This window comes from Microvirga medicaginis, from assembly GCF_052658925.1.
The window spans coordinates 148,665-172,756 of the sequence record NZ_JBQWEL010000007.1 but is presented as its reverse complement, the minus strand read 5'-3'; the positions used below and the strand labels follow the sequence as shown (position 1 = coordinate 172,756).

At 59.9% G+C, this 24,092-nt stretch carries 23 protein-coding genes, 1 pseudogene and 1 riboswitch; of the genes and pseudogenes, 12 read left to right on the top strand and 12 right to left on the bottom strand.

The window, feature by feature from the left end; translation table 11 throughout:
• Position 1 precedes the first annotated feature (1 nt).
• The 7 genes from phoU to ACUXUR_RS11720 all read right to left on the bottom strand — a co-directional run bounded on the left by phoU (position 2) and on the right by ACUXUR_RS11720 (position 7,108).
• Positions 2-715 carry a phosphate signaling complex protein PhoU gene (phoU, locus tag ACUXUR_RS11750; RefSeq protein WP_445502529.1) on the bottom strand — a complete coding sequence of 238 codons (714 nt, stop codon included), beginning with the start codon at positions 713-715 and terminating at the stop codon, positions 2-4.
• A gap of 25 nt (positions 716-740) precedes the next feature.
• Positions 741-1,562 carry a phosphate ABC transporter ATP-binding protein PstB gene (gene pstB, locus ACUXUR_RS11745; RefSeq protein ID WP_445502528.1) on the bottom strand — a complete coding sequence of 274 codons (822 nt, stop codon included), beginning with the start codon at positions 1,560-1,562 and terminating at the stop codon, positions 741-743.
• The gene (gene pstA, locus ACUXUR_RS11740) at positions 1,559-2,455 is read right to left on the bottom strand and encodes a phosphate ABC transporter permease PstA (protein WP_445502578.1); all 897 of its coding nucleotides are present in this window, start codon (positions 2,453-2,455) and stop codon (positions 1,559-1,561) included. Before pstA ends, pstB begins: the two co-directional genes overlap by 4 nt.
• A gap of 11 nt (positions 2,456-2,466) precedes the next feature.
• Positions 2,467-3,399, bottom strand: coding sequence for a phosphate ABC transporter permease subunit PstC (pstC, locus tag ACUXUR_RS11735; RefSeq protein ID WP_445502577.1), 933 nt, complete (start codon positions 3,397-3,399; stop codon positions 2,467-2,469).
• A gap of 77 nt (positions 3,400-3,476) precedes the next feature.
• On the bottom strand, positions 3,477-4,511 hold the full coding sequence (gene pstS / locus ACUXUR_RS11730) for a phosphate ABC transporter substrate-binding protein PstS (protein WP_445502576.1): 1,035 nt from the start codon (positions 4,509-4,511) through the stop codon (positions 3,477-3,479).
• Between the two features lie 172 nt (positions 4,512-4,683).
• On the bottom strand, positions 4,684-5,991 hold the full coding sequence (locus tag ACUXUR_RS11725; RefSeq protein ID WP_445502527.1) for an ATP-binding protein: 1,308 nt from the start codon (positions 5,989-5,991) through the stop codon (positions 4,684-4,686).
• A gap of 58 nt (positions 5,992-6,049) precedes the next feature.
• Positions 6,050-7,108: a lysylphosphatidylglycerol synthase domain-containing protein gene (locus tag ACUXUR_RS11720; RefSeq protein WP_445502526.1), complete on the bottom strand. Its 1,059-nt coding sequence runs from the start codon at positions 7,106-7,108 to the stop codon at positions 6,050-6,052.
• Between the two features lie 252 nt (positions 7,109-7,360).
• Here ACUXUR_RS11720 and ACUXUR_RS11715 point away from each other — a divergent pair, with 252 nt between their 5' ends.
• Together ACUXUR_RS11715 and cobU are read left to right on the top strand one after the other, a co-directional pair.
• Positions 7,361-8,752 carry a sensor histidine kinase gene (locus ACUXUR_RS11715; protein ID WP_445502525.1) on the top strand — a complete coding sequence of 464 codons (1,392 nt, stop codon included), beginning with the start codon at positions 7,361-7,363 and terminating at the stop codon, positions 8,750-8,752.
• A gap of 34 nt (positions 8,753-8,786) precedes the next feature.
• Entirely contained in the window at positions 8,787-9,332 is a 546-nt protein-coding gene (gene cobU / locus ACUXUR_RS11710) for a bifunctional adenosylcobinamide kinase/adenosylcobinamide-phosphate guanylyltransferase (RefSeq protein WP_445502524.1), read from the top strand.
• Between the two features lie 12 nt (positions 9,333-9,344).
• Here the strand turns inward: cobU and ACUXUR_RS11705 are convergent, their stop codons facing one another.
• A complete protein-coding gene (locus ACUXUR_RS11705; RefSeq protein ID WP_445502523.1) occupies positions 9,345-10,097 on the bottom strand; it encodes an ABC transporter substrate-binding protein in 753 nt (250 codons plus the stop codon).
• Between the two features lie 118 nt (positions 10,098-10,215).
• Positions 10,216-10,436, top strand: a riboswitch (cobalamin riboswitch).
• Between the two features lie 36 nt (positions 10,437-10,472).
• Here ACUXUR_RS11705 and ACUXUR_RS11700 point away from each other — a divergent pair.
• Together ACUXUR_RS11700 and ACUXUR_RS11695 are read left to right on the top strand one after the other, a co-directional pair.
• Positions 10,473-12,449 (top strand): TonB-dependent receptor plug domain-containing protein, encoded by a 1,977-nt coding sequence (locus ACUXUR_RS11700; RefSeq protein WP_445502522.1) that lies wholly within the window; start codon positions 10,473-10,475, stop codon positions 12,447-12,449.
• A 686-nt stretch (positions 12,450-13,135) separates the two neighbouring features.
• Complete coding sequence (locus ACUXUR_RS11695) at positions 13,136-13,954, top strand: transglycosylase SLT domain-containing protein (protein ID WP_445502521.1); 819 nt, start codon at positions 13,136-13,138, stop codon at positions 13,952-13,954.
• On the opposite strand, the gene ACUXUR_RS11690 is transcribed toward ACUXUR_RS11695, so the two are convergent.
• Positions 13,909-15,198, bottom strand: a complete 1,290-nt coding sequence (locus ACUXUR_RS11690) for an MFS transporter (RefSeq protein WP_445502520.1) — start codon at positions 15,196-15,198, stop codon at positions 13,909-13,911. The two genes, ACUXUR_RS11695 and ACUXUR_RS11690, sit on opposite strands and share 46 nt — an antisense overlap.
• 130 nt (positions 15,199-15,328) lie before the next feature.
• Positions 15,329-15,559: a hypothetical protein gene (locus tag ACUXUR_RS11685; protein ID WP_445502519.1), complete on the bottom strand. Its 231-nt coding sequence runs from the start codon at positions 15,557-15,559 to the stop codon at positions 15,329-15,331.
• Between the two features lie 312 nt (positions 15,560-15,871).
• Here ACUXUR_RS11685 and ACUXUR_RS11680 point away from each other — a divergent pair, with 312 nt between their 5' ends.
• Positions 15,872-16,300, top strand: coding sequence for an SDR family oxidoreductase (locus ACUXUR_RS11680; RefSeq protein WP_445502518.1), 429 nt, complete (start codon positions 15,872-15,874; stop codon positions 16,298-16,300).
• 76 nt (positions 16,301-16,376) lie between these two features.
• On the top strand, positions 16,377-17,567 hold the full coding sequence (locus ACUXUR_RS11675; RefSeq protein WP_445502517.1) for an O-succinylhomoserine sulfhydrylase: 1,191 nt from the start codon (positions 16,377-16,379) through the stop codon (positions 17,565-17,567).
• Between the two features lie 110 nt (positions 17,568-17,677).
• Here the strand turns inward: ACUXUR_RS11675 and ACUXUR_RS11670 are convergent.
• Positions 17,678-17,824: pseudogene (locus ACUXUR_RS11670) on the bottom strand (DUF2243 domain-containing protein); the annotation flags it as partial.
• 192 nt (positions 17,825-18,016) lie between these two features.
• Here ACUXUR_RS11670 and ACUXUR_RS11665 point away from each other — a divergent pair.
• The 6 genes from ACUXUR_RS11665 to ACUXUR_RS11640 all read left to right on the top strand — a co-directional run bounded on the left by ACUXUR_RS11665 (position 18,017) and on the right by ACUXUR_RS11640 (position 22,356).
• A complete protein-coding gene (locus tag ACUXUR_RS11665; RefSeq protein ID WP_445502516.1) occupies positions 18,017-19,153 on the top strand; it encodes a TRAP transporter substrate-binding protein in 1,137 nt (378 codons plus the stop codon).
• A gap of 87 nt (positions 19,154-19,240) precedes the next feature.
• Positions 19,241-19,825, top strand: coding sequence for a TRAP transporter small permease subunit (locus ACUXUR_RS11660; protein WP_445502515.1), 585 nt, complete (start codon positions 19,241-19,243; stop codon positions 19,823-19,825).
• Positions 19,825-21,162 carry a TRAP transporter large permease gene (locus tag ACUXUR_RS11655; RefSeq protein ID WP_445502514.1) on the top strand — a complete coding sequence of 446 codons (1,338 nt, stop codon included), beginning with the start codon at positions 19,825-19,827 and terminating at the stop codon, positions 21,160-21,162. The genes ACUXUR_RS11660 and ACUXUR_RS11655 overlap by 1 nt, the downstream gene beginning before the upstream one ends.
• Before the next feature lie 96 nt (positions 21,163-21,258).
• Positions 21,259-21,423, top strand: coding sequence for a hypothetical protein (locus ACUXUR_RS11650; protein WP_445502513.1), 165 nt, complete (start codon positions 21,259-21,261; stop codon positions 21,421-21,423).
• The gene (locus ACUXUR_RS11645; protein ID WP_445502512.1) at positions 21,401-21,637 is read left to right on the top strand and encodes a hypothetical protein; all 237 of its coding nucleotides are present in this window, start codon (positions 21,401-21,403) and stop codon (positions 21,635-21,637) included. Before ACUXUR_RS11650 ends, ACUXUR_RS11645 begins: the two co-directional genes overlap by 23 nt.
• A 308-nt stretch (positions 21,638-21,945) precedes the next feature.
• Positions 21,946-22,356 carry a hypothetical protein gene (locus ACUXUR_RS11640; protein WP_445502511.1) on the top strand — a complete coding sequence of 137 codons (411 nt, stop codon included), beginning with the start codon at positions 21,946-21,948 and terminating at the stop codon, positions 22,354-22,356.
• A 228-nt stretch (positions 22,357-22,584) separates the two neighbouring features.
• On the opposite strand, the gene ACUXUR_RS11635 is transcribed toward ACUXUR_RS11640, so the two are convergent.
• Positions 22,585-23,883 carry a polysaccharide lyase family 7 protein gene (locus ACUXUR_RS11635; protein ID WP_445502510.1) on the bottom strand — a complete coding sequence of 433 codons (1,299 nt, stop codon included), beginning with the start codon at positions 23,881-23,883 and terminating at the stop codon, positions 22,585-22,587.
• Positions 23,884-24,092 lie beyond the last annotated feature (209 nt).

The window sequence follows — 24,092 nt, the reverse complement described above, 5'->3', positions numbered from 1 at the left end:
CTCAGGCTCCTGCCTCGGTGCTGGTGTCGATCGACCGGTCATTCTTCGGTCGATCAATCGCAAGCGTCTCGCCCGTCACCAAGTAGTGCACTGTTTCGGCAATGTTGGTGGTGTGGTCGCCGATGCGCTCGATATTCTTGGCGCAGAACAGGAGATGCGTGCAGAACGAAATGTTGCGCGGGTCTTCCATCATGTAGGTCAAAAGCTCGCGGAAGAGCGAGGTGTAGAGCGCATCGATGGCTCCATCACGCTTCCACACGTCGAGAGCGCGAGCCGTGTCTTTCTGCGCATAGGCATCGAGCACGTCCTTGAGCTGACCCAGCACCAGGTCGCTCATGTGCTGAAGGCCCAGCACGATCTTCTGCGGCTGGAAGTCGGTGCCGATGGCGAGCGCGCGCTTGGCGATGTTCTTGGCAAGATCGCCGATCCGCTCCACGTCGCCGGAGACGCGGATGGCCGAGATGGTTTCGCGCAGGTCCACCGCCAGAGGCTGGCGGCGGGCGATAGTGAGGATGGCGCTTTCCTCCACCTCGCGCTGAAGCACGTCCAGGCGCTTGTCCGAAGCAATGACGGTTTGCGCCAAGGCCGTGTCGTGGCGGACAAGTGCATGTATCGCATCGACCAGCATCTTCTCGGCGATGCCGCCCATCTCGGAGATGCGGCGGCGGAGGGCCTGCAGGTCGTTATCGTAAGAGCTGACGATATGCTCCGCCATGGGAAGCCTCCTTGAAGCGCTTCGGTCAGCCGAAGCGGCCCGTGATGTAATCTTGTGTTTGTTTCTTGGACGGGTTCATGAACATCTTGGTCGTCGGCCCGAACTCGATGAGCTCGCCCAGATACATGAAGGCGGTAAATTGCGAGATGCGCGCCGCCTGCTGCATATTGTGGGTGACGATGACGATGGTGAACTCGGAGCGGAGTTGCTCGATCAGTTCCTCGATCTTGCCGGTGGAGATCGGATCGAGCGCGGAGGTCGGCTCGTCGAGCAGGATCACCTCGGGACGCTGCGCGATGGTGCGCGCGATGCAAAGGCGCTGCTGCTGACCACCGGAGAGACCCATGCCTGACTGGCGCAGCTTGTCCTTCACCTCGTCCCACAAGGCCGCCTTGCGTAGCGCTTCCTCAACGCGACCGTCGAGCTCGCTCCTGGGTAGTCTCTCATAGAGGCGAATGCCGAAGGCGATGTTGTCGTAGATCGACATCGGGAACGGCGTCGGCTTCTGGAAGACCATGCCCACGCGCGCGCGCAGCTCGTTCACGTCGATGGCTGGCGAGAGAACATTTTGTCCATCGAGCAAGATCTGACCTTCGGCACGCTGCTCCGGATAAAGGCTGTAGATCCGGTTGAACGTGCGCAGCAGCGTCGACTTTCCGCAGCCGGAGGGGCCGATAAGAGCCGTCACCTGACGGTCGAAGAAATCGATGGAGATGTCCTTCAGGCTGCGAAAATCGCCGTAATAGAAGTTGAGATCCTTGACGGCGATGCGAACTGCTGCATCGCTATCGGCAGCGGCCGCATTCCCGATGGCGCTGCTCGTATTCACGGCAATCGTGCTGCTCATCGGACTTTATCCTTCTTCAAGAGCAGGCGCGCCACGATGGACAGCGCCAGGATGGACAGGGTGATGATGAGGGCGCCGGCCCAGGCGAGTTGCCGCCAGTTTTCATAAGGTGCCAGCGCAAATTGATAGATCGTGACAGGCAGGTTCGAGACGCCACCCATCAGGTTCGGGCTGAACCAGAAGGTATTGTTGAGCGCCGTGAAGAGCAGCGGCGCGGTCTCGCCGGCGATGCGGGCAGTGGCAAGGATCACGCCCGTGACCATGCCGGCGCGCGCGGCCTTCCAGCTGATCTTCACGATCACCGTGGACATGGGCGCACCGAGCGCCGCACCGGCTTCGCGCAGGGAGCCCGGCACGAGGCGCAACATGTCCTCGGTCGAGCGCACGATGACGGGAACCGCAATGATCGCAAGCGCCACGCCGCCAGCCCAACCGGAATAGCCACCCATAGGTTGCACCATGAGCATGTAGACAAAGAGACCAATGAGAATGCTGGGTGCTGCCAGCAGAATATCGTTGACGAAGCGGATCACCGTCGCGAGCGTCGAGTTCTTTCCGTATTCGGCGAGATAGGTTCCAGCGAGCACGCCGACCGGCGTCGCGACCACAATGCCGAGAACGGTCAGCACCAAGCTGCCGACGATAGCGTTGGCGATGCCACCCCCTTCAGTGCCGGGACCAGGCGTCGTCTCTAGGAAAACTGCTGGCGAGAGGCCACCGATGCCCTCGACCAGGAGCATCAGCAAAATCCATCCGAGCACGAAGGCTCCGAGAGCCGTAAACAGCGTGCAGATGATCTTCAGCGCACGGTCAGCAACATGGCGGCTTCGGCGCACACGCCCCCAGGGCGCAGGAGCAGCCGTCGTGGTATGACTATAGACAGCGGTATCCATCATCCACCTCTTCAGTGCGTTTTCACGCGAGCGATCAGGAGACGCGCGAGGGCCAGAACAATGAAGGTCACGACAAAGAGAATGCAGCCGAGCGCAAGCAGAGCGTTCATCTGCATACCGGCCGCTTCGTTGAACTCGTTGGCGATGCGGGATGCGATCGTCGAACTCGGGTCAAAGAGCGAAAGCGACAGGCGGTTCGCATTGCCGATCACGAAGGTGACCGCCATCGTCTCACCAAGTGCGCGGCCGAGGCCCAGCATGACGGCGCCGATGATGCTGACGCCGGCTTGCGGCAGAAGGACATAGCGCACCACTTCCCAGGTGGTGCAGCCGATGCCGTAGGCGCTTTCGCGCAGCACGGTCGGGATCTGGTCGAGAATGTCGCGTGTGATCGAGGCGATGAAAGGAATGATCATGATCGCAAGGATGATCCCCGCCGTCATCATGCCCACACCGGACGGCACGCGCGCGTAGAGTACGGTCCCGAGGATCGGCATGCCCTCGACAATCGAGGTCAGCGGGACCTGGACGTATTTGGCGAAGAGCGGTGCGAAGACGAAAAGACCCCACATGCCGTAGATGATGCTGGGCACCGCAGCAAGGAGCTCGATCACCGTTGAAACGGGACGGCGCAGCCAGGGCGGGCAAAGCTGGGTGAGGAAAATCGCGATGCCGATGGAAATCGGAACACCAATCACGAGCGCGATAAGAGCCGATGTGAGCGTGCCGGAGATGGCGACCCATGCGCCATACTGATCCTGGCCCACATTCCATATGCTGGACGTGACGAAACCGAAACCGAATTCCTGGAAGGCGGGCCATCCACCATAAACCATGGTGCCGATGATGCCGGCAAGGACAGCGAGAACGATCAGGGCAGAGCCGTAAGCAGCCCAGCGGAAGCCCTGATCGAAAGCAGGAGAGGAGCGGCGGACGGTCTGCATGTTCGATACGGTCATCTTATCAGACACGACAGCCATCCGCCTCACTCCTCTCGACAAGCTACGTAGAGCTGTCTTTCTTACTTCTTGTAGACCGGCTGGCCCGAGGCGTTCTTGATCTCGTTCGCCCAGGTCGTGCGGATCTGCTCGACGACGTTGTCAGGCAGCGGCACGTAGTCAAGGTCGCTGGCGAGCTTGTCACCGTTCTTGTAGGCCCAGTCGAAGAACTTCAGAACCTCTGCGGTCTGTTCCGGCTTCTCCGCGGTCTTATAGACCAGGATGAAGGTGGGGTTCGTGATCGGCCAAGCGTCGTCGCCAGGCTGATTGGTCAGTGAGATGCCGAAGCCGGGAGCGGACGACCAGTTGGCGCTGGCGGCAGCAGCCTGGAACGACTTCATCTCGGGCTGCGGGTACTTGCCGGCCTGGTTCTGGAGCAGAGTATAAGGAATATTGTTCTGCTTGGCGTAGGCGTACTCGACATAGCCGATCGAGTTCGGAACCTGCTTCACGGTTGCGGCGACGCCTTCGTTGCCCTTGCCGCCCTGGCCGACCGGCCAGCTGATCGTGGTGCCTGCACCGAACTCACTCTTCCAGGCCTCGGAAACCTGCGAGAGGTAGGTGGTGAACACGCTGGTCGTGCCTGAAGAATCGGAGCGATAGACCGGGGTAATGTTGGCATTCGGCAGGTTCACGCCGGCATTCAGCTGGGCGATCTTGGCATCGTTCCACTTGGCGATCTTACCCTGGAAGATATCCGCCAAAACTTGGCCCGTGAGCTTGAGCTGACCAGCCTGAACGCCCTGAATGTTCACGACAGGAACGACAGCGCCCATCACGGTCGGGAACTGGACGAAGCCGTTCTTCTCGAGATCGTCACCCTTCATCGGAGCGTCGGTCGCGCCGAAATCGACGGTCTTGGCCTGGATCTGCTTGATGCCGCCACCGGAACCGATCGACTGATAGTTCATACCGGTGCCTGTCTCCTTCTTGTAGGCTTCAGCCCACTTTGAATAGACCGGGAAGGGGAAAGTCGCGCCTGCGCCGGTGATGTCGGCAGCGGACGCCGTGGTCGTCAGGCTCGCGACGGCAAGGCCGGCCGCAATGGCGAAGGACATGATCTTCACGGTAAATCTCCCTGTTCATACAAGCGCGGCGGGTGGTTCCACGACCTGCTCCGGACCGCGCGAGGGGACAGCTAGGCCCGGCGCATGTCGCCTCTACGACAGTTGGATGACAATTAAATGACACCCCAAAAGGATCCCACGGCAACGCCTTGGAATTACGCCTTCACGCGGCAGATGGAGCCTGTGGAAGCGTCACGGTAAACCGTGCACCTTGCCCTGGCTCGCTGGCGATATCGAGCTGGCCACGGTGTCGGTTGACGATGTGCTTGACGATAGCGAGACCCAAGCCCGTGCCGCCCTTGTCCCGGCTTTCGGCAACATCGACGCGGTAGAACCGTTCCGTCAGACGCGGCAGATGCTCCGGCGCGATGCCGGGACCGTAATCTCGGACGGAGAAAACCGCTGAGCGGCCATTGGAGTTGTGGTCTGCCTCGACACTCTCAACCCTAACGTCGACCGCCCCGCCACTCTCGCCATATTTCACGGCGTTCTCAATCAGGTTCTCGATGACGCGCAGAAGCTCGTCCCGGTCGCCGAGGACCAAAACAGGCTGCGGCGGCAGTGCCATCCGGATCTCGACTCCCCTCTCCTTGGCTTTGGGCGTAAACGTCTCGACCATTGGAACGACGAGAGAACCAAGATCGACGATTTGCGTCGGGGAAAGATGGGCCCGCATCTCGATGCGCGAGAGGGACAGAAGGTCATCGATCAGCCGCCTCATGCGCATGGCCTGCAGTCGCATGATCTCGAGGAAACGCTCCCGTGCCCTGGGATCGTCCTTGGCCGGTCCCTGCAGGGTCTCGATGAATCCTAAGAGAGAGGCGAGAGGCGTACGCAGTTCATGACTCGCATTGGCTACGAAATCCGCCCGCATGGCCTCAAGCCGTCGCGCCGAGGTGAGGTCGCGGAAGAACAGGACGACACCGGACTGCCCGGCCACGCCCGCCCCTTCGGTGTGCAGGGGGCCGATATGGACCTCGAAGGTGCGTTCCGTAGGAACTCGCTCGGAATACTCGATACGCAACGGAGTTGCCGCCTGCAGCACCTCCTCGATGCCGTCGAGCACATCAGGACTGCGCAGGGCAAAGGAGAGGGGATGGCCAAATTTCAACCCCGGCAGGAGGAGATGAGCAGCCTTGTTCGCCTCAAGAACTACGGCCCTTCGATCGACAAGGATGACGGGATCGGGAATATGGGCCAGCACCGCCTCTGCCATGCCGCTCCGGGCGGAGGCCTTGGGACGCGTTTGCAGGGCTTGGCCCAGGCGCTGACGCTGCGGACCGCTCAAGGCGACGCTGAGCCCAATGGCGCCGATGGCCCCAGCCACGAACCAGATGTCGCCGTATCCGCGCCAAAGCGCAACAAGGCTCAGCAGCAGGCAGGCCAGGAGTGCCCCGCGAAACGCGGCCATACGCAGCGGATTGGTGCCTGAAGAGTTGCCTTCCGACCTGATCTCGCTGGGATCTGTCATGATGCTGCGGGGCCCTGAATGAGTTTTGCGTCCTCATTAAGACGCGTACCCTAAAGAGTCATCTCCCTGCCAAGCTTTCCTCTGCGGCGTCCTCATCCGGCTTGAAAGCTCCCCGCGAGGAGCGCAGGCGGTTGCGGACCTCATAGGCTCCCAGAAGCGCGAGCGCCACGATGAAGGGGATCAGGTAATAGCAGAGGCGGTAGAGCAGGAGCGCGCCCAGCACCGGCTCCCGGGGATAACTCGAGAGGGCCAGGAGAATGGTGGCCTCGAAGACGCCCAAGCCTCCCGGCGCATGGCTTGCCACACCCAGCATGACGGCAAAGATGTAGACCGCCAGGAATGTCTCGAAGCTCAGGCCATGTCCGCCCGGCAGCAGGACGAAAAGGACCCCCGCCCCGGCGCAGACATCGGCGGCGCCGATCAGGATCTGCCCAAGGGAAAGGCGCAGGCCCGGCAGCTCCAGCCTCCAGCCTTGAATCCGCACCACCCGACGCTTCAACGAGACCCAGATCAGGTAACCGGCGACGAATACGGCCGCGGCGAGGCCGATCAGCTGGTTGACCCAGATATGGGTGTACACAAGGCTCGCCAGTTCATCCGCCTTGCGGATCAGGCTCCAGGCGAGGACGAGGGCCATGCCGAGCCAGAAGGTGACGCCGGTGATGACGGTGAGGCTTGCCACCCGTCCCGGACTGACGCCCTTTGGGGAATAGATCCAGTAGCGAACAGTGCCTGCGGTGAGAAGCGGGAAGCCGAGGGTGAAGCTCACCGCATAGCTGGTGAAGGAGGCCATCGCCGTGGTGCGATAGGGAATCGTCAGCTTGAGCTGTCTCAGGGCGATGGCGTCGTAGCAGGTCAGCAGGCTGTAGCTGATTGTCGTGAAGAGGATGGCAAGGCCGATCTGCCGTAAGCTCGCTGCCGTGAAGGCGGATTTGAGCTCATTGACGTCGATTTCGGAGACAATCCTCCAGAGAACGACGAGAGACGCACCGAACAGAATCACACTGGCTGCCATTCCGATCCAGGCAAACCGGCGGGACCGCCGCTCCCTGGGATGCAGGGCTTCGGCAGATGTGATGTCCGGCGGGGCAACCGGATGGGGGCTCATTTCGTTCATGAAAGGGTTCAATCAGCCTCAGCGTGAAAACACCCAAAGGGTTCAGAAGCAGCCCTGCATCTATGCGCTCGAACAGCGGAGTGCCAGCCTGTGAGGCGGTTTCTTAATGCTTTCTCATCATCGGGGCTACTCTTTCGCCCCAAAATCACAGTTTGATCACGATTTAGGTTGTCAGCATTGAAAAGGCCCACAACAATGAGGTTCCCTTTGGCAGGAGAACAGGCGGCAAGTCGCGCCCCCAGGGAGATCCGCGTGGATTTCAACGAAACGGAAAATCAGTTTGCCGTTCTGGCGGAATCCCTGCCGCAACTCGTCTGGTCGGCCAGATCCGATGGATCCCACGATTATTTCAACCGCCGCTGGCACGAGTTCACGGGCATGTCTCCGGAACAATCCGCCGGAAATGGCTGGCAGGATGCAGTTCACCCAAAGGATCTGAGCCACGTGCAGGCGCAGTGGCACCAATGTATCGAAACCGGTGCATCTTACGAAGTTGAGTACAGAATCAGGAATGCCGCGGGTGATTACGAATGGGTTCTCAGCCGCGCCGTTCCCATTCAGGACCTCTCAGGTCATACCGTGCGGTGGTTTGGAACCAGCACCAATATCGATGCGCAGAAAAAGGCCGAGGAAGCATTACGCAGCCTCGATACCCGTTATCGCTTGGCGCTCGAGGCCGCCGATCTCGGCACGTGGCAGATCGACCTGGAGAAAGGACAGATCCTCTGGGACGAGGGAACCTGCGCGCTCTATCAGATTCCTCACGACGGATCGTTCAGCATGCCCCTCGAACAGGCGATCGGCATGATCCATCCTGATGATCGTGAAACCGCGCGGGCGCGCATCGCAAAAGCCTGCGATCCGCAATCCGATGGTCATTATGAAAACGAGTACCGGGCCATTCTGCCCGATGGCAGGACCCGTTGGTATCGTTCAATCGGACAGGCTCTTTTTGCACCGGATGGCGACAAGCCTCATGCTGTGAGCCTCTCCGGTGTGATCAGCGACATCACCGAGCGTCATGCTTTCGAGGAAGCCCAACAGCTTCTCACACGGGAACTGAACCATCGCGTCAAAAACCTGTTCGCCATCGCGAACGGCATGGTCTCGATGACGGCGCGCACGGCCAAGGACCCGAAGGAAATGGCTACTGCTCTGCGCGGCCGTCTGAGCGCACTCTCGCGCGCTCACGAGTTGGTCCAGCCGGCAGCCGCTGTGGGACATGGCGCAGGGGCAGATGTCGATCTCGCCCGATTATGCGAGGCCGTTCTCGAGCCCTACGCGCAGACCGGTGCAAACAGAGTCTCGGTGGAAGGGCCGAGTGTGCGCGTAGGATCCAACACCACGACGAGCCTTGCCCTCGTTCTTCACGAGCTTGCCACTAACGCCGCGAAATATGGATGCCTGTCCAATCCCGACGGCCGGCTTGAGATCCGCTGGATGCTTCATGACGAGATGGTCGATCTTCTCTGGACGGAGACCGGTGGCCCAACCGTGGAGACACCGCCGGATTTCGAAGGCTTCGGCACTCAGCTTTCCCAGAGAAGCATCGCTGGCCAGCTCGGCGGCACATTGGAGCGGGAGTGGCTGCCGGGCGGATTGCGTGTGCACATGACCTTGCCTCTTGCCCGGCTGGCAGCCTAACGCTCCGTTCGTTGAAATCCACCCGGAAGCATGCATGATGATCCATCGCCGCGTTCTCGTTCTGGGCGGAGCCCGTTCGGGCAAGAGCCGAACGGCTCTTGAGCTGGCGGAAGCCTCGTCTGAAACACGCATTCTCATCGCGACGGCGCAAGGCTTCGACGATGAGATGCGCGAACGCATCGCGCACCATCGATCGGAGCGCAATCCGTCCTGGGAGACGGTGGAGGCTCCGCTCGATCTCATCGCTGCCCTTCGTGCGAATGCAGGTCCAGATCGGATCGTCCTCGTCGACTGCCTGACATTGTGGCTCTCAAATCTCCTCATGAACGAGCGCGATCCAAGCCGCGAAGTCGATGCATTGGTCGATGCCTTGACAGGCATCGCGGGCCCGGTGGTCCTCGTGTCCAATGAAGTCGGTCAGGGGATCGTCCCCGCAACGGCTCTCGGGTGCTCTTTCCGAGATCACCAGGGTCGATTGAACCAGCGCATCGCCGAAGCGTGCGATGCGGTCGTCCTCGTCGCGGCGGGATGCCCGGTTCTCCTCAAACCCGCTCCTCCCCTGGATCTGCGTTTGGGTTGAGCCATCGCATCTTTAACGCACCTTCGCCCTGATCTCTGCCGCCAGGGCGTCGATCGCAGCAGGAGTCGAAGGCCCGCCACAGATCGTGAGCTTCCTCGGCACCACGAGACGGCGCTCCAGTGGAACCGCGTGCACGAGCGCCGGGTGAACGAAAAGCGCCGTGCCATTGTCGACGGCTTTATCCGAGTCATCATCCAGGAGGAGGAAATCCGGAGGCGTGGTGACGATGGTTTCAAGGCGAGCCATGCCGCCATGCGGCAGACCCAGAGCCTGCTGATGCGGCTTGAAACCCATATGGATCAGAAGCTCGTTCATGGGAGAATCCGTCGAAGACACCCAGCTTCCCCGATCGTAGACAAGGACGCTCGGTTCGCCCTGGACGATATCCTTCGTGCGTTGGAGCGCGGCATCGATCCGTGAGATCAGCGCCTCACCCCGCTCCGGATGGCCGAGCGCACGCGCCATGGTGCGGATCTGCTCCTGTCCCTCCTTGAGACTCGTCCAAGGGCCAAGGGTCAGCACCTTGAGGCCCTGCGCCTTCAGAAGAGCGGCCTGGCCCTGCTGGCCATAGGTGCCGGACAGCACGAGATCAGGCCCGCTGAACAGGATGGTCTCGGCTCTTCCATCATTGACCGGCAATTCCTGGGCCTGCTCCGTCATGAAGGAGATCGACGGATCCTTGATGAGAAAGCTCAACGAGGCGATCTGATCGCGGTCGGCGAGCGTGAGCAGCATCTCGTCGGTGCAGAGGTTGAGGGACACCACGCGCTGGGGTCGGGATTGTGCTCCCGCGACGCCCCCCCAAAGGAGGGCGATGCAGATTGGCAACATCCATCTGGAAAACCGACTGAGGCGTAGTTGCGGCATGGGAGGCAAGCCCGTAAAGAGGTGGTCCGACGTTGGTGCCTCGACTTGATCGAGGTGAAACGGGAACACGGTGCGGACCTTGTCCTATTCCGTGGCTGCCCCCGCAACTGTAAGCGGCGAGCGGCAATCCTTCATGCCACTGAATCTTTGGGCGAGACAAGTTCAAGAGGATTTGGGAAGGCGGATTGCTCGCGATGACCCGCAAGCCAGGAGACCGGCCGGCGTCAAAACGCAACCCGTATTGCTCGCCGGTGGGGCGGGCAGGAGGTCTCCATGGTCGTGCCTTCACGCCGCGTGCTCGCGGTATCCGTGTCCTTTTTCGCCCTCTCGCTGGGCGCTCTCCAGGCGCAAACCTTCACCGAACCGGTGCCAGCCCCCGACTTTGTCGTCACGGCCACGCGCTCACCGCTCGCGATTTCGCAGGCCGGCAGCGCAATCTCCGTGATCACAGCCGAGGAGATTGCAAAGGAATCGCTGACGAGCCCCGCAGAGGTGCTGCGCCGCGTTCCGGGCGTGACGGTCGTCGAGACCGGCGGTCCAGGCTCGACGACGACGGTGCGCCTGCGCGGCGCCGAATCCGGCCAGACCCTCGTTCTCATCGACGGCATTCGCGTGAACGATCCCTCGACGGATTCCGGCGAGTTCGATTTCTCGAATCTCGCCGCCGTCGATATCGAGCGGATCGAGGTTCTGCGCGGCCCGCAATCCGCCATCTATGGCTCCGATGCCATGGGCGGCGTGATCAACATCATCACGCGCAAGGGCAAGGGCGCACCACGCGTCAGCGTCGGCATGGAAGGCGGAAGCTACGGCACGAAGGCCGGGCGAGCTGCAGTCTCCGGCAGCAACGGCCCTGTGTCCTATGCCTTCTCGACCACGGGCTTCGATACCGCCGGCTTCTCCCGCTACGGCTATCGCATCGGCCGGATCGAAGATGCCCTTTCCTTCCCTCTCGAGCCCGACAGCGCGCAGCGTCTTGGTGCGGCAGGTCGCGTCTCGGTTGCCATCTCGCCGGATGTTGAGTTCGAGATCGGCGGCTATTCCAGCTACAACAGGGTGCAGATCGATAACGCCGCATCGGCCTTCGAATTTCTTCCCGATGCCCCCTCGCAAACTCAGCAGCGTTTGTACGAGGGTCATTCGCGCCTGACCATCAACGCCTTCGACGGCATTCTCAAGAACACGTTTCTTGTCTCCGGCAGCCGGACGGATCGCGACTACCGTCTCGTGGGAATCTCACCATTCTCCGGCTTTTACTGGAACAATTACGGGTACCAGGGCGAGCGTTTGTCGGCGGAGTATCAGGGTGATCTGAAGCTCGGCTCTTACGGGCTCCTCACTTTTGGTGCGAAGGCCGAGCAGGAAAATCTGATCTCCACGTCACGCAGCGTTCTCCCCTTCTCCACTCCGGAGAATGAAGACATCGATGCATCGCAAACCACACGCTCGGTCTATGCGCTCCATCAGTTCAGCCTCTTCGAGAATCTGCATCTCTCGCTCGGCGGCCGTGTCGACGATATCGAGGATGGTGACACCTTCGGCACATGGCGCGCCACGGCAGCCTATGAAATCCCGAGCTCTGGCACGAAGCTGCGCGCCAGCGTCGGCACGGGCGCGAAGGCTCCGACCCTGTATCAGAAGTTCGATCCATTCTCGGGCACGGCGGACCTCGAGGCTGAACGCTCCATCGGCTTCGACGTCGGCATCGATCAGCGCCTCGCGGATGACCGCGTGCTTCTCTCGGCCACGTTCTTCGCCAATCGCTTCCGCAATCTGATCGCGTATGGCGTGGCGGATACTTGCCGGCCGGATCAGTTCTATGGCTGCTTCATCAACGTGAACCGGGCCCGGACCAGCGGCGTCGAACTCTCGGCCGATGTGGATGTCGTTCCCGCCTGGCTTCGCGTCAAGGCAAGCTACACGTATCTGGAAGCGTTCGACGAGGAGTCGGATCTGCGCCTTGCGCGCCGTCCAGAGAACCAGGGCCGTCTCGGCATTGCGATCACGCCCCTGCCGGGCCTGTCCATCGAGCCGTCTGTCGTATTCGTGGGAAGCCGCTTCTCCTCGCCTGGCGAGTTGAACGAACTCGCACCCTATGCCCGCTTCGATCTCTATGCGGATTATAAGATCAACGACACCTTCAGCGTCTATGCCCGCGCGGAAAACCTAACCGACGCAGATTATCAGGAGGTGTACGATTACGGCACAGCAGGTCGCTCCTTCTATGCCGGTCTACGCGCGACTTGGTAACAGTCGCGACGATCGTACCCATATGAACTGCAAAGGTCGGGTGCTGCAGCACCCGACCTTTTCTTTTGCCTGCCGAGAATGTGTCAATTCAGTGCAACCGACGCGGTAGAGGATGGTTCGCGATGGTGCTCCGAGCAGCCTGAACAAAAGAGGGTTCCGTTGCGACAACTCGTCCCGTCGCGAGTTGGAACTGACTGAGGAGTTTCAAAAAACCCTCCGAATGCAGAGGCTTACTCTTCATTCAAGCGGGCGACCGTTCGTCGCAACCATGAAGATTTGCCTATTATAAGGCCAAGCTGACCTATTCTGGACATATCCACCTAGCACATACTTGCTCTCGTTTAATCAAGAAGGGCTGCGCACCGTCTCGGCGGATAAGCAGTCGTTTGAGGGGGCTAATCCGAATGCGGGTTGTTCTGACAGCGCTTTACCGCGCATGCCAGTCATCGGTGTTTCGTCAGAGGGGCAAGTATTACTTCAGGCTTCAGTCGCCTGTCGCGCTGAATAGCCTCTCGATCTTTTGCAACCGTCGAGCGTTGCTTGGCATTGCCACGAGCGCGTGCTTCGGTGCATGCGTCACCGCAAGCCCGATGGCCGCTCCCGCTGAAGCGAACACATCTCAGAAGGACTCCACGTCTGCGCGTGCGTCTACGCCTGCGCCGATCATGCTGCCGAGCAGCGACCCCTTGGAGAACATTGTTCAGCCGGAGCCCGCGAAGATTCTCACCTATGCCGAGCTGCAGGAACTGTTCATCATGACCATGCCGCTCACCAATCCGCCCGCTGTGGAAGGCGACACCGAGGACGATGTCGACGTCACGCCTGTCGAATATCTTGAGTTCGAGGAAATGCGCGTGCCGCTCTGGATCGTCGACACGATCATGCGCGCGTCCGAAGTCACCGGGGCCGATCCCGTCTATATGATGGCGCTGGCGGATAAGGAATCGAGCTTTCTCCCCGGCAACAAGGCCTCCACCTCCTCTGCAGTGGGCCTGTTCCAGTTCATCTCGGGCACGTGGCTTGAGGCCGTTCGCTCATTCGGCCCCAAGCATGGCCTGATCATGGAAGCGGCAGCCATCGAAAACCAGGGCGGCAAGCTCTCCGTTCCGGATGAAACCAAGCGTGAGTACATCCTGGGCCTGCGCCGCAATCCCTTCATCTCAGCACTGATGGCTGCGGAAATGATGAAGCGCGACAAGACCAAGATCGAGGCACGCCTGGGCCGCAAGCTCAGCCGCTCCGAGTTCTATCTCTCCCACTTCTTCGGCGTGGACAGCGCCAGCAGGTTCATAGCGCTCGTAGACGATAAGCCGAAGAAGAGTGCCGAGAGCGCGTTCCCGGCTGCGGCGCGTTCCAACAAGTCACTGTTCTTCGCCAAGAATGGCAAGAAGACGCGCGAGCTCACGGTCTCGGAAGTCTATGAGAAAATCGACACGATGATCGACAAGCGACTGAACCGCTATGAGGACGTCTCCTCCCGGATGACGGCAGATGCGGCGTTCTGATCCGCCTGCTTCCTGTTATCCGCTGCCGTCTCCGTAAGAGTGACCACGGCAGGAGCGGCGGAGCTGCTGGGAGTGATGGTCACGAACTCGCCCTTGGGTGTGCGCCGAACCTGCACGATGCGCAGGATGATGAAAGCGGCAAGGCCCAGAGAGGCAAGCGCCGAATAGATGAAGAGACCTTGCGGCCCAAGGAGCTCCATGGCCCCCGCCCCGAACAAGGGGCCGATCGTAACGCCTACCGCCCACGCGAAAAGCAGCGTTCCGACCGTCGACACGATGCGGCCAGGATCGACAATATCGCAGGCATGGGCCACACAGACCGAGTAGATACAGAGAGCCAAGCCTCCCCAGGCGGCGAAGCTCCAGAGGATCGTCTGCTGCGCACCTTGCGCGCTCGCGATCAGGATAAGGATCGAAACCAGGCTCGTTCCCGCGGCCAATCCCGCGATGACATAGCGGCGGTCCGCCCTGTCCGAGAGCCAGCCGAGCGGCCATTGCATCACGAGGCTTCCTGCCTGCAATGCGACGAGCAGCGCTGCTGCTGTCTCCTGGTTCATGCCGATGCTCACGCCAAAGACAGGCGTGATGGCGATCACCGGACCATTGACGAGGCCAACGACGAATGATCCGACGACCGCCGAGGGTGCGGCAGTGAAGAGACCTTTCACGTCGATCTTCACGTTCAAGGGCGCAGGCGGCTCCTTCGTGGTTGTCGCTGCGACGGGAAGCAGCGAGAGCGACATCACCGCGCTGATCGCCATGAACAGCCCATCGGTCCTGATATCACCAAAGCCAATGCCGAGCGGCGACAACATGAGCGCCACTTTCGTTGAGATCATATAAATCGACAGAATGCGTCCGCGGTGGCTCGACGTGGCGCGAGCGCTGATCCAGCCGTCAGTCACGGTAAAGATGCAGGCGAGCGTGACGCCCGTCAGTCCGCGCAGCAGAACCCACGCCAGCGTCGTGTGTGCCTGCGTCATCGCCAGCACGAGCACCGCCACCATGACCGCCAGGCTCGCGAAGGCGCGGATATAGCCGACGTGACGGATGAAGGAGGGAGCCAGGAAACAGCCCGTCGAGAAACCAAGACCATAGGCCGCCGCGACGATACCGATAGCGGTGACGGAGAGACCCTCTGCCTGCATGCGCAGCGGCATCACGGCCTGAAGCAAGCCATTGGCCGCCTGCAACAGGGTGGTTGCGGCCGTCACGGACCAGATAAGAGCGAGAGAGGAATTCACGGATCCACGCGAGGAAAAGGCGGCGGACGCCGCACTCGCGAAGTAGAGAGCAGACGTCCTACCAGATCAAGCCCGATCCACTCTGTATCGATCCCTCTTCAAAAAGTTTCATGCAATCGATCAGTCCGGCTTATTGGTGCGCTCCATTCTTCTGGAACGACGCGAACAGGTAGAAGCCGTTGAAGCGAACGCCGGTCATGGCAGCCTCCCTGTCGAAGCCGAGAGGGGCCTCGCCATTGTCGAGACGTCCGCCGAACTGCCATTGTGGGCTGGTCACGAAGGCAGGAACCGAACGCTCCTCCGGAACCGCACAGACGAGGCCGTCCTGCTGCGTGCTGCGGAACAAATTGTAAGCGTACATGCCCTCCTCCATCGTCATCCCCCAAAGCCATCGCATCGCATCGCGAATCGCAATGTGCCGGAGAACCATGACGGGAGTGTGATATTGCAGCGCAACAAGAACAGAAATCTTTGGATCTCTTTGCTGATGCCCTGTTGCGGCGGGCAAAAGGTTGGGACAGCCTCGTCCGTTACCGTGTTAAGAGCAAGTGCCCGTGTAAGAGCAAGTGCCCATGCGTGTCATTGCGATTGGCAGGGAGGGACAGGTCGCCCGCGCTTTGGCCGAGCGTTCTCCGGCGTAGGGCCTGGATTACAGCCCTTTGGCAGGAACTTCGTGAAGACGGTGCTGCGTCTCGGCAAGGACCGGGAGGAGGTCGGTGTCGTGGCCGACCAGCTCGGCTCTCCGACAAGTGCTCTTGATATTGCCGACGGCATCTTTGCGGTTGCCAAGAGCCTTCTGGAAAGGCTCCAGGAACGCGCCCTACGCGGCGTCTTTCACATGGCAGGATCAGGCTTTGCGAGCTGGGCCGAGTCCGCGTCCGAGATTTTCATCCTGTCGGCCCGATGCGGCGGGCCCAGCACCAGGAGGCGCCCTATCACGACGACGGATTATCCAACCTCTGCCAAACGGCCTCCCAATTCACGGCTGGACGGCATGAAGCTTGAGACGATCCATGAGGTTAAGCTCCCCTCTCGGCAGGCCTCACTAGGGTTTTGTGTCGAGCGTCTCGTTGCGGAGATGCGGGAAAGCGGTATCTCTTGAGTCGAACCGGCAACGGCTGTCTTTTTCTCCAAACAAAACAATTGTTCTTTTAAAAGAACGAACTTAGTATCGGCCTATGACGACGCAACACGACCCCGAGTACCGCCTCGAAACCCGCCTCGTTCACGAGGGCCAGCAGCGCACGCCCTTTGGCGAAACGTCCGAGGCCCTCTTCATCACGCAGGGCTTCATCTATGAGAGCGCGGAGAGCGCCGAACGGCGGTTCCTCAACGAGGAGCCGGGCTACAGCTACAGCCGCTATTCTAACCCGACCATCGATATGTTCGAGCAGCGTATGGCCTCGCTCGAAGGCGCTGAAGCCGCCCGCGCGACGGCGAGCGGCATGGCGGCGGTGACAGCCGCCATGGTGAGCCAGGTTCAGGCAGGAGACCATGTGGTGGCCGCCCGCGGCCTCTTCGGATCCTGTCGATGGGTGGTCGAGGATCTCCTGCCCCGCTTCGGCGTGGGTTGTACTCTGGTCGACGGCGTGGACCTCGATGCCTGGCGCGAGGCCGTCCGGCCCGAGACGAAGGCTTTCCTCCTGGAGACTCCTTCCAACCCGAGTCTCCAGATCATCGACATCGCCGCCGTCGCCGAGATCGCCCATCAGGCCGGAGCGACGCTGACCGTCGACAATGTCTTTGCGACGCCCCTCTACCAGAAGCCTCTCACGCTGGGCGCCGATTGCGTCGTCTATTCCGCGACGAAGCATATCGATGGCCAGGGCCGATGTCTCGGCGGTGTCATCCTGGGCTCCACCGAATTCATCGAGAACAAGGTGCAGCAGTTCCTGCGCATGACGGGACCGTCTATATCGCCCTTCAACGCATGGGTTCTCCTGAAAGGTCTCGAGACCCTCTCCTTGCGGGTGGAGCGGCAGACCGCGAATGCAGGCTTCCTCGCCGACGCCCTACACAAACACCCGAAGCTCGTAAACCTCACCTATCCCGGTCGCGCGGATCACCCGCAGTCCGAGCTGATCCGGCGCCAGATGAGCGGCGCCTCCACCATGATCGCGCTGGAGGTGAAGGGGGGGAAGGAAGCCGCATTCCGCTTCATGAACGCACTGCGCCTCATCCGCATCTCGAACAATCTCGGTGATGCGAAAAGCCTCGTCACCCACCCGTCGACTACCACCCATCAGCGCTTCGCGCCGGAGCTGCGCGCGGAAATGGGGATCTCGGACGGCCTCGTCCGCCTGTCAGTCGGCCTGGAGCACCGTGAGGACCTGCTGGCCGATCTGGTGAATGCACTTGAGCGCGTATGACGGCTGCATTCACGAAAAATTGTTCGGGTTCCTGCGTCCAGCCTTAAGCAATAACCCGCCTCGATCCACATGGCTGCGCCCCACGCAAGGAAGCCGAGATCCCAATAGCTCCAATGCTCGCACACCACGGTCTCGTTGACGTGGTGGATGCCCAAGATCTGATGGCGGATCGTGCCCACAACCGGATTGAACAGCCCCAAGCCCTTCAGCAATGGGTCAAGCAGCAGCACCGCGCAGAGCTGCGCGCTCACCTTCATTCAAGATTTCCGTCTAAACAATGCCGCCGGAACGGCAAGTAAACGCCAAGACCTCTCCCAATGCATACTCCGTTTTCAAGGAGTACCCCTTGAAGTTCCGGCCGGATTGACACACCCTTTACTCGGGAATAACGCGCTCCGGCACAAGAAAGCGCGATCCTTCACAACAATCAGGGGGTGAGGGAGGAAGCCATGAAGAAAGGCAAATCCCCGGAGGGTAAACTTTCGGGACCGTCTAAACATTCGCGCCGTCGTTTCCTGCAGGTTGCCGGCCTCGGCGCTGCCGCAACCATCGCATCGCCGCAGGTCTCGCGAGCGCAAACGGCAACCTGGAAATTCCAATCCACTTGGCCCAACCGGGACATCTTTCACGAATTCTGCAATGACTTCGCCAAGCGCGTGAACGACATGTCGGGCGGGCGCCTGAAGCTCGAAGTTCTCGCCTCCGGTGCCGTCGTTCCGGCCTTTCAGCTGCAGGACGCCGTCCACGCCGGCATTCTGGACGGCGGCCATGGCGTCGCCGCCTACTGGTACGGCAAGAACAAGGCCTTCGCCCTGTTCGGCACGGGACCATCCTTCGGATGGAACGCCAATTCGTTTCTTGGCTGGATGAATTACGGTGGCGGCTACGATCTCTATAACGAGCTGCAGCAACAGATCCTGAAGCTCAACATCGTCGGCTTTCTCACCGGCCCGATGCCGGCTCAGCCCCTCGGGTGGTTCAAGAGTGAGATTACCTCGGCCGATGCGTTCAAGGGCCTGAAGTATCGCACCGTCGGTCTTGCAGCCGATCTCAACCGACAGCTCGGCGCAGCCGTCACCATTCTCGCCGGCGGCGAGATCGTTCCTGCCTTGGAACGTGGTGTGATCGACGGAGCGGAGTTCAACAATCCCTCCTCCGATCTGGTGCTCGGCTTCCCGGACGTCTCGAAGAACCTCATGCTTCAAAGCTATCATCAGGCAGGCGAGACCTTTGAGATCATCTTCAACAAGACGAAGTACGATGCGCTGTCTGCGGAGCTGAAGGCGATCGTCAAATACGCAGCAGAGGCAGCCTCGGCTGACATGTCGTGGAAAGCGCTCGACCGCTACTCGAAGGATCTGGAAGTCATCAGGAGCCGCGGCGTCAACGTGAAGAAGACTCCCGACTCTGTCCTGCAAGTCCAGCTCGATGCCTGGAACAAGGTGATCGATGAGTTCTCGAAGGACCCGTTCTTCAAGAAGGTCATCGACAGTCAGAAGGCTTGGGTACAGCGCACCTATGCCTATGAGCGCCTGAACGAGCCCTCGCGCGACATGGCCTACGATCACTTCTTCAGGGCGACGTAAGGCGCAGCGCAGCTTGCAACGATTGAGGACGGCACCTTTTGTGCCGTCCTCGCCATGCCTCACATCAGATCTAAGAAGGGCTCTTGCATGCGTTTCGTCTACTTCGTGGATCGCATCAATACGCTCATCGGCAAGACCGTGAGCTGGGCCATCGTCGTGCTCACCTTCGCAGTCTGCTACGAGGTCTTCGCCCGTTACGTACTGCGCGCACCGACCGAATGGGCGTTTGACGCAAGCTATATGCTCTACGGCCTACTGTTCATGGCGGCCGGGCCCTATACGCTCGCCCGCAACAACCATGTGCGGGGTGACTTCATCTATCGCAACTGGCTGCCGCGCCGACAGGCAGCCATGGATCTCGTTCTCTACTTCCTCTTCTTTTTCCCCGGCATTCTTGCGCTCGTTTATGCGGGCATTCCCTTCATGCAGATGTCCTGGCTCATGAACGAGCATTCCATGAACTCGCCGAACGGACCGCCGATCTATCCGTTCAAGGCGCTCATCCCCATTGTCGGCTCATTAATGGCGCTCCAGGGCCTAGCCGAGGTGATCCGCTGCATCACCTGCCTGCGTGACGGTGCCTGGCCTCCCCGCCTTCACGATGTGGAGGAGACCGAGAAGCTTATTCTCGAACGAGCCGAACAAGAAGGCCTCAAGAAAGGAACTGTCTGATGCTGGCATCATGGGGGCTTGGAAACCCTGAACTGGGCGTGCTGATGCTCGGCCTCTTCATCGTATTCATCATGTTCGGATTTCCCATCGCCTTCACGTTGATGGCGCTAGGCTTCAGCTTCGGCTACATGGCCATGGGCGACATCGTGTTCGCGCTCGTGGTGCAGCGCGCCTACTCCGTCATGACGAACGATACGCTGGTCGCCATCCCGCTCTTCGTCTTCATGGGGTACATCATCGAACGAGCGAACATTCTCGACCGGCTCTTCCACTCAATTCAGATCGCCGTCGGCGGCATTCCCGGCTCGCTCGCCATCGCGACGCTTCTGACCTGCGCGCTGTTTGCCACCGCCACCGGCATCGTTGGCGCGGTGGTGACGCTGATGGGCCTTCTGGCATTTCCCGCAATGCTGCGGGCGGGCTACGATACCCGCCTGGCGGCGGGTGTCGTCTGCGCCGGCGGCTGTCTCGGTATTCTCATTCCACCCAGCGTCATGCTCATCCTTTATGGCGCCACAGCCGGCGTCTCGGTGCCGAAGCTCTATGCCGGCGCTCTCTTCCCGGGTCTGATGCTGGCAGGCCTCTACATGCTCTATGTCATCGTTCGCTGCACGCTCAATCCAAGCCTTGCGCCCAAGCTCCCGCCGGAACAGCGCAAAATCTCGCTCGCAAAAGTTGTTTGGGCGCTTGCCACATCCTTCTTCCCTCTGGCGCTTCTCATCCTGTCCGTTCTCGGCGCCATCTTCTTCGGCATCGCGACACCGACAGAGGCGGCGGCAGTAGGCGCTCTGGGCAGCCTTCTTCTCGCAGCCGCCTATCGCTCTCTTTCCTTCGCAAAGCTCAAGGAATCCATCATTCTTACTGCCCGCACATCGGCCATGGTGTGCTGGCTCTTCGTCGGATCCTTCATCTTCTCGTCGATCTTCGCCTTCCTTGGCGGCCATCAGCCCATCGAGAGCTTCGTCACGCACCTGAATCTCTCGCCCTTCTGGTTCATGATCCTGACGCAGGCCATCATCTTCGTTCTTGGCTGGCCGCTCGAATGGACGGAGATCGTGGTGATCTTCGTGCCGATCTTCCTGCCGCTCCTCGACAATTTCGGCATTGACCCGATCTTCTTCGGCGTTCTGATCGCACTCAACATCCAGACGTCGTTCCTGTCTCCACCGGTAGCCATGGCGCCCTTCTACCTGAAGGGGATTGCGCCGCCCCATGTGAGCATCAACGAAATTTTCGCAGGCGTGATGCCGTTCCTCTTCCTCGTTCTCGTCGCCATGGCGATGTTCTACGTCTTCCCGCAACTCGGCCTTTGGCTGCCTGGCTATCTCTATAGCTGAGGTTACGGTCGGCGTTGCCGAAGAGCCCACGCCTGACGGCGGAACATGGCTTGATTCATGGCGTTGGCCTTCCATCACGCCAGCAAGGAGGCTGCCATGAAGTGCCAATTCTGCCACCAGGACGTGGACGACCCCTGCCACAACGCACAGCAGATGCAGCAGCGTGCCATGAGCCATGTCGAGCGCTGCGAGCACGCGCTCCAGGCTCAACAGGACATGGGCTCAGGTGCGCACCGCCGTGATGTCCAAGGCAATGGGTGACGTCATGGCCGGCAAGGGTGAAGATCGTGCTCGAGGCCTCGCCGAGCGGAGCGTGAACACCAGCATCGTCCATCCCGATCAGAGCAATCCGGACCACCAGGAGCAGGGTGATCGGACGGCAAGTGATCGCGTTCTTACGGAAAACCAGCAACGGGAAGGTCTGGAGAAGACCGATCCCGATCGTCCGAAACCGGAAGATCGCTATAATCCTTGAGGAACAGCCATGGCCGGTAAAGCCCGCATGAGACCATCCGGGAAGAAACAGAAGCGACGCAAGGATAAGCCATCCGGATCACGCGAGGAGCGTGTCACGCAGCGCAGCTGACACATTGCTTCGTCAGTCAGAAAAGCAGCCTGCCTCGGCAGGCTGCTTTTATTTTTACAGCATTAAACATGGAAAACGATATAACAGTCGTTAGCTTCTAGAGTGTTCATTGTGATTTTACACACATGACAATTAGTGGGATTGTGATCAAAGCAATAAATGTAACCCAAAAGGGAATACTTTCAGGAGGAAGCACTATGACTGCATCGTCTCTCAGTTTCAGATTGGCCGTTCTTTTCGTGATTGCAGGCATGGCCATGGGCATTGGCATGGCCGCGTCGCAGGATCACGCGATCATGCCGGCTCATGCCCATCTGAACCTTCTCGGATGGGTGTCCTTGTTTCTCTTCGGAATTTATTACGAGCGCCGCCCTGCTCTGAATGCGAGCCGCCTGGCGCTGATCCAGGTTGCCCTGTGGTCCGTCGGCACGGTCATCATGACGGTTGCTGTGGCCGCCATTCATCTCGGCTATGAAGCCGCCGATCCGGTTGCCGCCATTTCCGCTATCATCGTTCTCGCCGCGATGCTGATGTTTGCGTATTTCGTTTTCCGCCCTGCGCCGGTCGCAGAAGCTGGCTCCAATGTTCGCATGACACCGGCCGAATAAGCACCGATTATTGCAGAACCATTATAAAAAAGGCCCCGCACAGAAGGCGGGGCCTGCTTTGAAATGTCAGCTTCAAAATGAGATGGTGATGAGCAATCCCTGAAAAAGACCGCAACTCATCAAAATTGAAGTGTCAGAAATTGCAGCGGACGGAAGTGACGTTGTCCGTGCAAAGGTACCGGAGCGAGACGACTCTCGTGAGAGCCGCCTCTGATCAACAGAATCACGTTAGATCACGAAGAAGTCTGCGGCGGTGAGCGCAGCCTTGTTGTGGATCATAGCGAACGTCACCGCAGCAGCAGAACCCGAGCCGTCCTTGTCGTAGGACAACGCGCCGGTGTCCTTGTTGTAGACGATATAGTCGTTGCTATCCAAAGCCTTCTCGCCGACCCTGAAGAAGCTCGACGACAGCGCACCGGTGCTTGTCAGCTTCGTGAAGATGCTGTTCTCAAGACGGAACGAGTCGTGGGTCGGGTTGAAGTCCATGACCCAATCCACATCCTTGCCGATGGCCGTGTCGAACACGAAGGCATCGGCGTCGGAATCCGTACCGCCATACATCACATCGGAGCCAGCCTTGCCCCACAGCACGTCACGGCCTGCATTGCCCTTGAGCAGATCATTGCCTGAAGTGCCAGTGACATAATTGTTGCTGTTCGATCCCTGGATGGTCTTGGTCGTGACAGGGAGCGTCGAGTCCGAAGTCGAATCCGAGGAGGACGTGGTATCCGGAGTCGGCGTAGGCGTCGGAGTGGGAGATGGCGTAGGGCTCGATGTGGTCGGTGCCGAAGGAGTCGTCGTCGTGCCATCGTGATTGAACGACAGCGCATAGAACGACGTCTGGCCGTAGCCCGAACCATTGGTCTCGTTGGCACCGAGATAGGCGCCAGCCTTGAAGTAGAAGGTATCCGACTGCCACACGCTGTTGATGCTGGTATGGGAGTGATAAACCTTGCCGTCGGCATAGACGTCGACGTCGAGCACATTGCCCTTGGCGTTGATGGTGTACGAGAACTTCTCGTTCAGGGACACGTCCGGCGCGGAACCGTCGGCCGCCTTGAAGGTGAAGTTGTGCTCTTTGTTGTCGGAGCCCGACTGGTCATTGGCGAAGTACAGCTTGTTGTCTTGCCAGTAGAGACGAACCAGCTCGTCGTCCTGACCATGGATCTGGCCGACCACGATCTTATGGCCCTGGCCATCGCGCATCGGAGCCGCATCGACTTCGAGAGTGGCGCTCATGAAGCCGCCGGTGGAGAGATTCCAGGCAGCCTTGGAAGTGCCGTTCATCTCACGCAGCTCGGAACGAGCATAGGACGAGCCGCTGGTGGTCGCGCCATTGACGGGAGCATAGAAGACCATTGCACCATCGGAGCCAGTGTAGAAATACTTGCTGTTCTGATAGCCGCTCAGGTTTTGCACCTCCACCGCCGTGCCGGAAAAGCTGCCGGAGGAATCGACAGGAAGGGTAAGCTTCCAATTGGACAGGTCAAAATTGCCGCTGGGTGCGACGTTCGGATTCAAAGACATGAGTATTGCCCCAAACGTCTACTGAGCTTCTTTTTTGATGCTTCTGAGACGCTTTTGATAGAGAGATGAACAAAAGTTAGTCAGAACGACCGAAGGATACGCAACAGACACTTAAAAATGTATAATGGTACTTCAAAGCACCAACTTTTACTTCAGACCTCGGAGATCACTCTTCCGTAATCTGTAGAAAGCCTTTTCTATATCAATTA

Excerpts from the sequence above, each read along its gene's own strand:
- phoU (WP_445502529.1), bottom strand. The coding sequence starts at position 715 with ATGGCGGAGCATATCGTCAGCTCTTACGATAACGACCTGCAGGCCCTC.
- pstB (WP_445502528.1), bottom strand. The coding sequence starts at position 1,562 with ATGAGCAGCACGATTGCCGTGAATACGAGCAGCGCCATCGGGAATGCG.
- pstA (WP_445502578.1), bottom strand. The coding sequence starts at position 2,455 with ATGGATACCGCTGTCTATAGTCATACCACGACGGCTGCTCCTGCGCCC.
- pstC (WP_445502577.1), bottom strand. The coding sequence starts at position 3,399 with ATGCAGACCGTCCGCCGCTCCTCTCCTGCTTTCGATCAGGGCTTCCGC.
- pstS (WP_445502576.1), bottom strand. The coding sequence starts at position 4,511 with ATGTCCTTCGCCATTGCGGCCGGCCTTGCCGTCGCGAGCCTGACGACC.
- ACUXUR_RS11725 (WP_445502527.1), bottom strand. The coding sequence starts at position 5,991 with ATGACAGATCCCAGCGAGATCAGGTCGGAAGGCAACTCTTCAGGCACC.
- ACUXUR_RS11720 (WP_445502526.1), bottom strand. The coding sequence starts at position 7,108 with ATGAACGAAATGAGCCCCCATCCGGTTGCCCCGCCGGACATCACATCT.
- cobU (WP_445502524.1), top strand. The coding sequence starts at position 8,787 with ATGATGATCCATCGCCGCGTTCTCGTTCTGGGCGGAGCCCGTTCGGGC.
- ACUXUR_RS11700 (WP_445502522.1), top strand. The coding sequence starts at position 10,473 with ATGGTCGTGCCTTCACGCCGCGTGCTCGCGGTATCCGTGTCCTTTTTC.
- ACUXUR_RS11685 (WP_445502519.1), bottom strand. The coding sequence starts at position 15,559 with ATGTACGCTTACAATTTGTTCCGCAGCACGCAGCAGGACGGCCTCGTC.
- ACUXUR_RS11675 (WP_445502517.1), top strand. The coding sequence starts at position 16,377 with ATGACGACGCAACACGACCCCGAGTACCGCCTCGAAACCCGCCTCGTT.
- ACUXUR_RS11665 (WP_445502516.1), top strand. The coding sequence starts at position 18,017 with ATGAAGAAAGGCAAATCCCCGGAGGGTAAACTTTCGGGACCGTCTAAA.
- ACUXUR_RS11660 (WP_445502515.1), top strand. The coding sequence starts at position 19,241 with ATGCGTTTCGTCTACTTCGTGGATCGCATCAATACGCTCATCGGCAAG.
- ACUXUR_RS11655 (WP_445502514.1), top strand. The coding sequence starts at position 19,825 with ATGCTGGCATCATGGGGGCTTGGAAACCCTGAACTGGGCGTGCTGATG.
- ACUXUR_RS11650 (WP_445502513.1), top strand. The coding sequence starts at position 21,259 with ATGAAGTGCCAATTCTGCCACCAGGACGTGGACGACCCCTGCCACAAC.
- ACUXUR_RS11640 (WP_445502511.1), top strand. The coding sequence starts at position 21,946 with ATGACTGCATCGTCTCTCAGTTTCAGATTGGCCGTTCTTTTCGTGATT.
- ACUXUR_RS11635 (WP_445502510.1), bottom strand. The coding sequence starts at position 23,883 with ATGTCTTTGAATCCGAACGTCGCACCCAGCGGCAATTTTGACCTGTCC.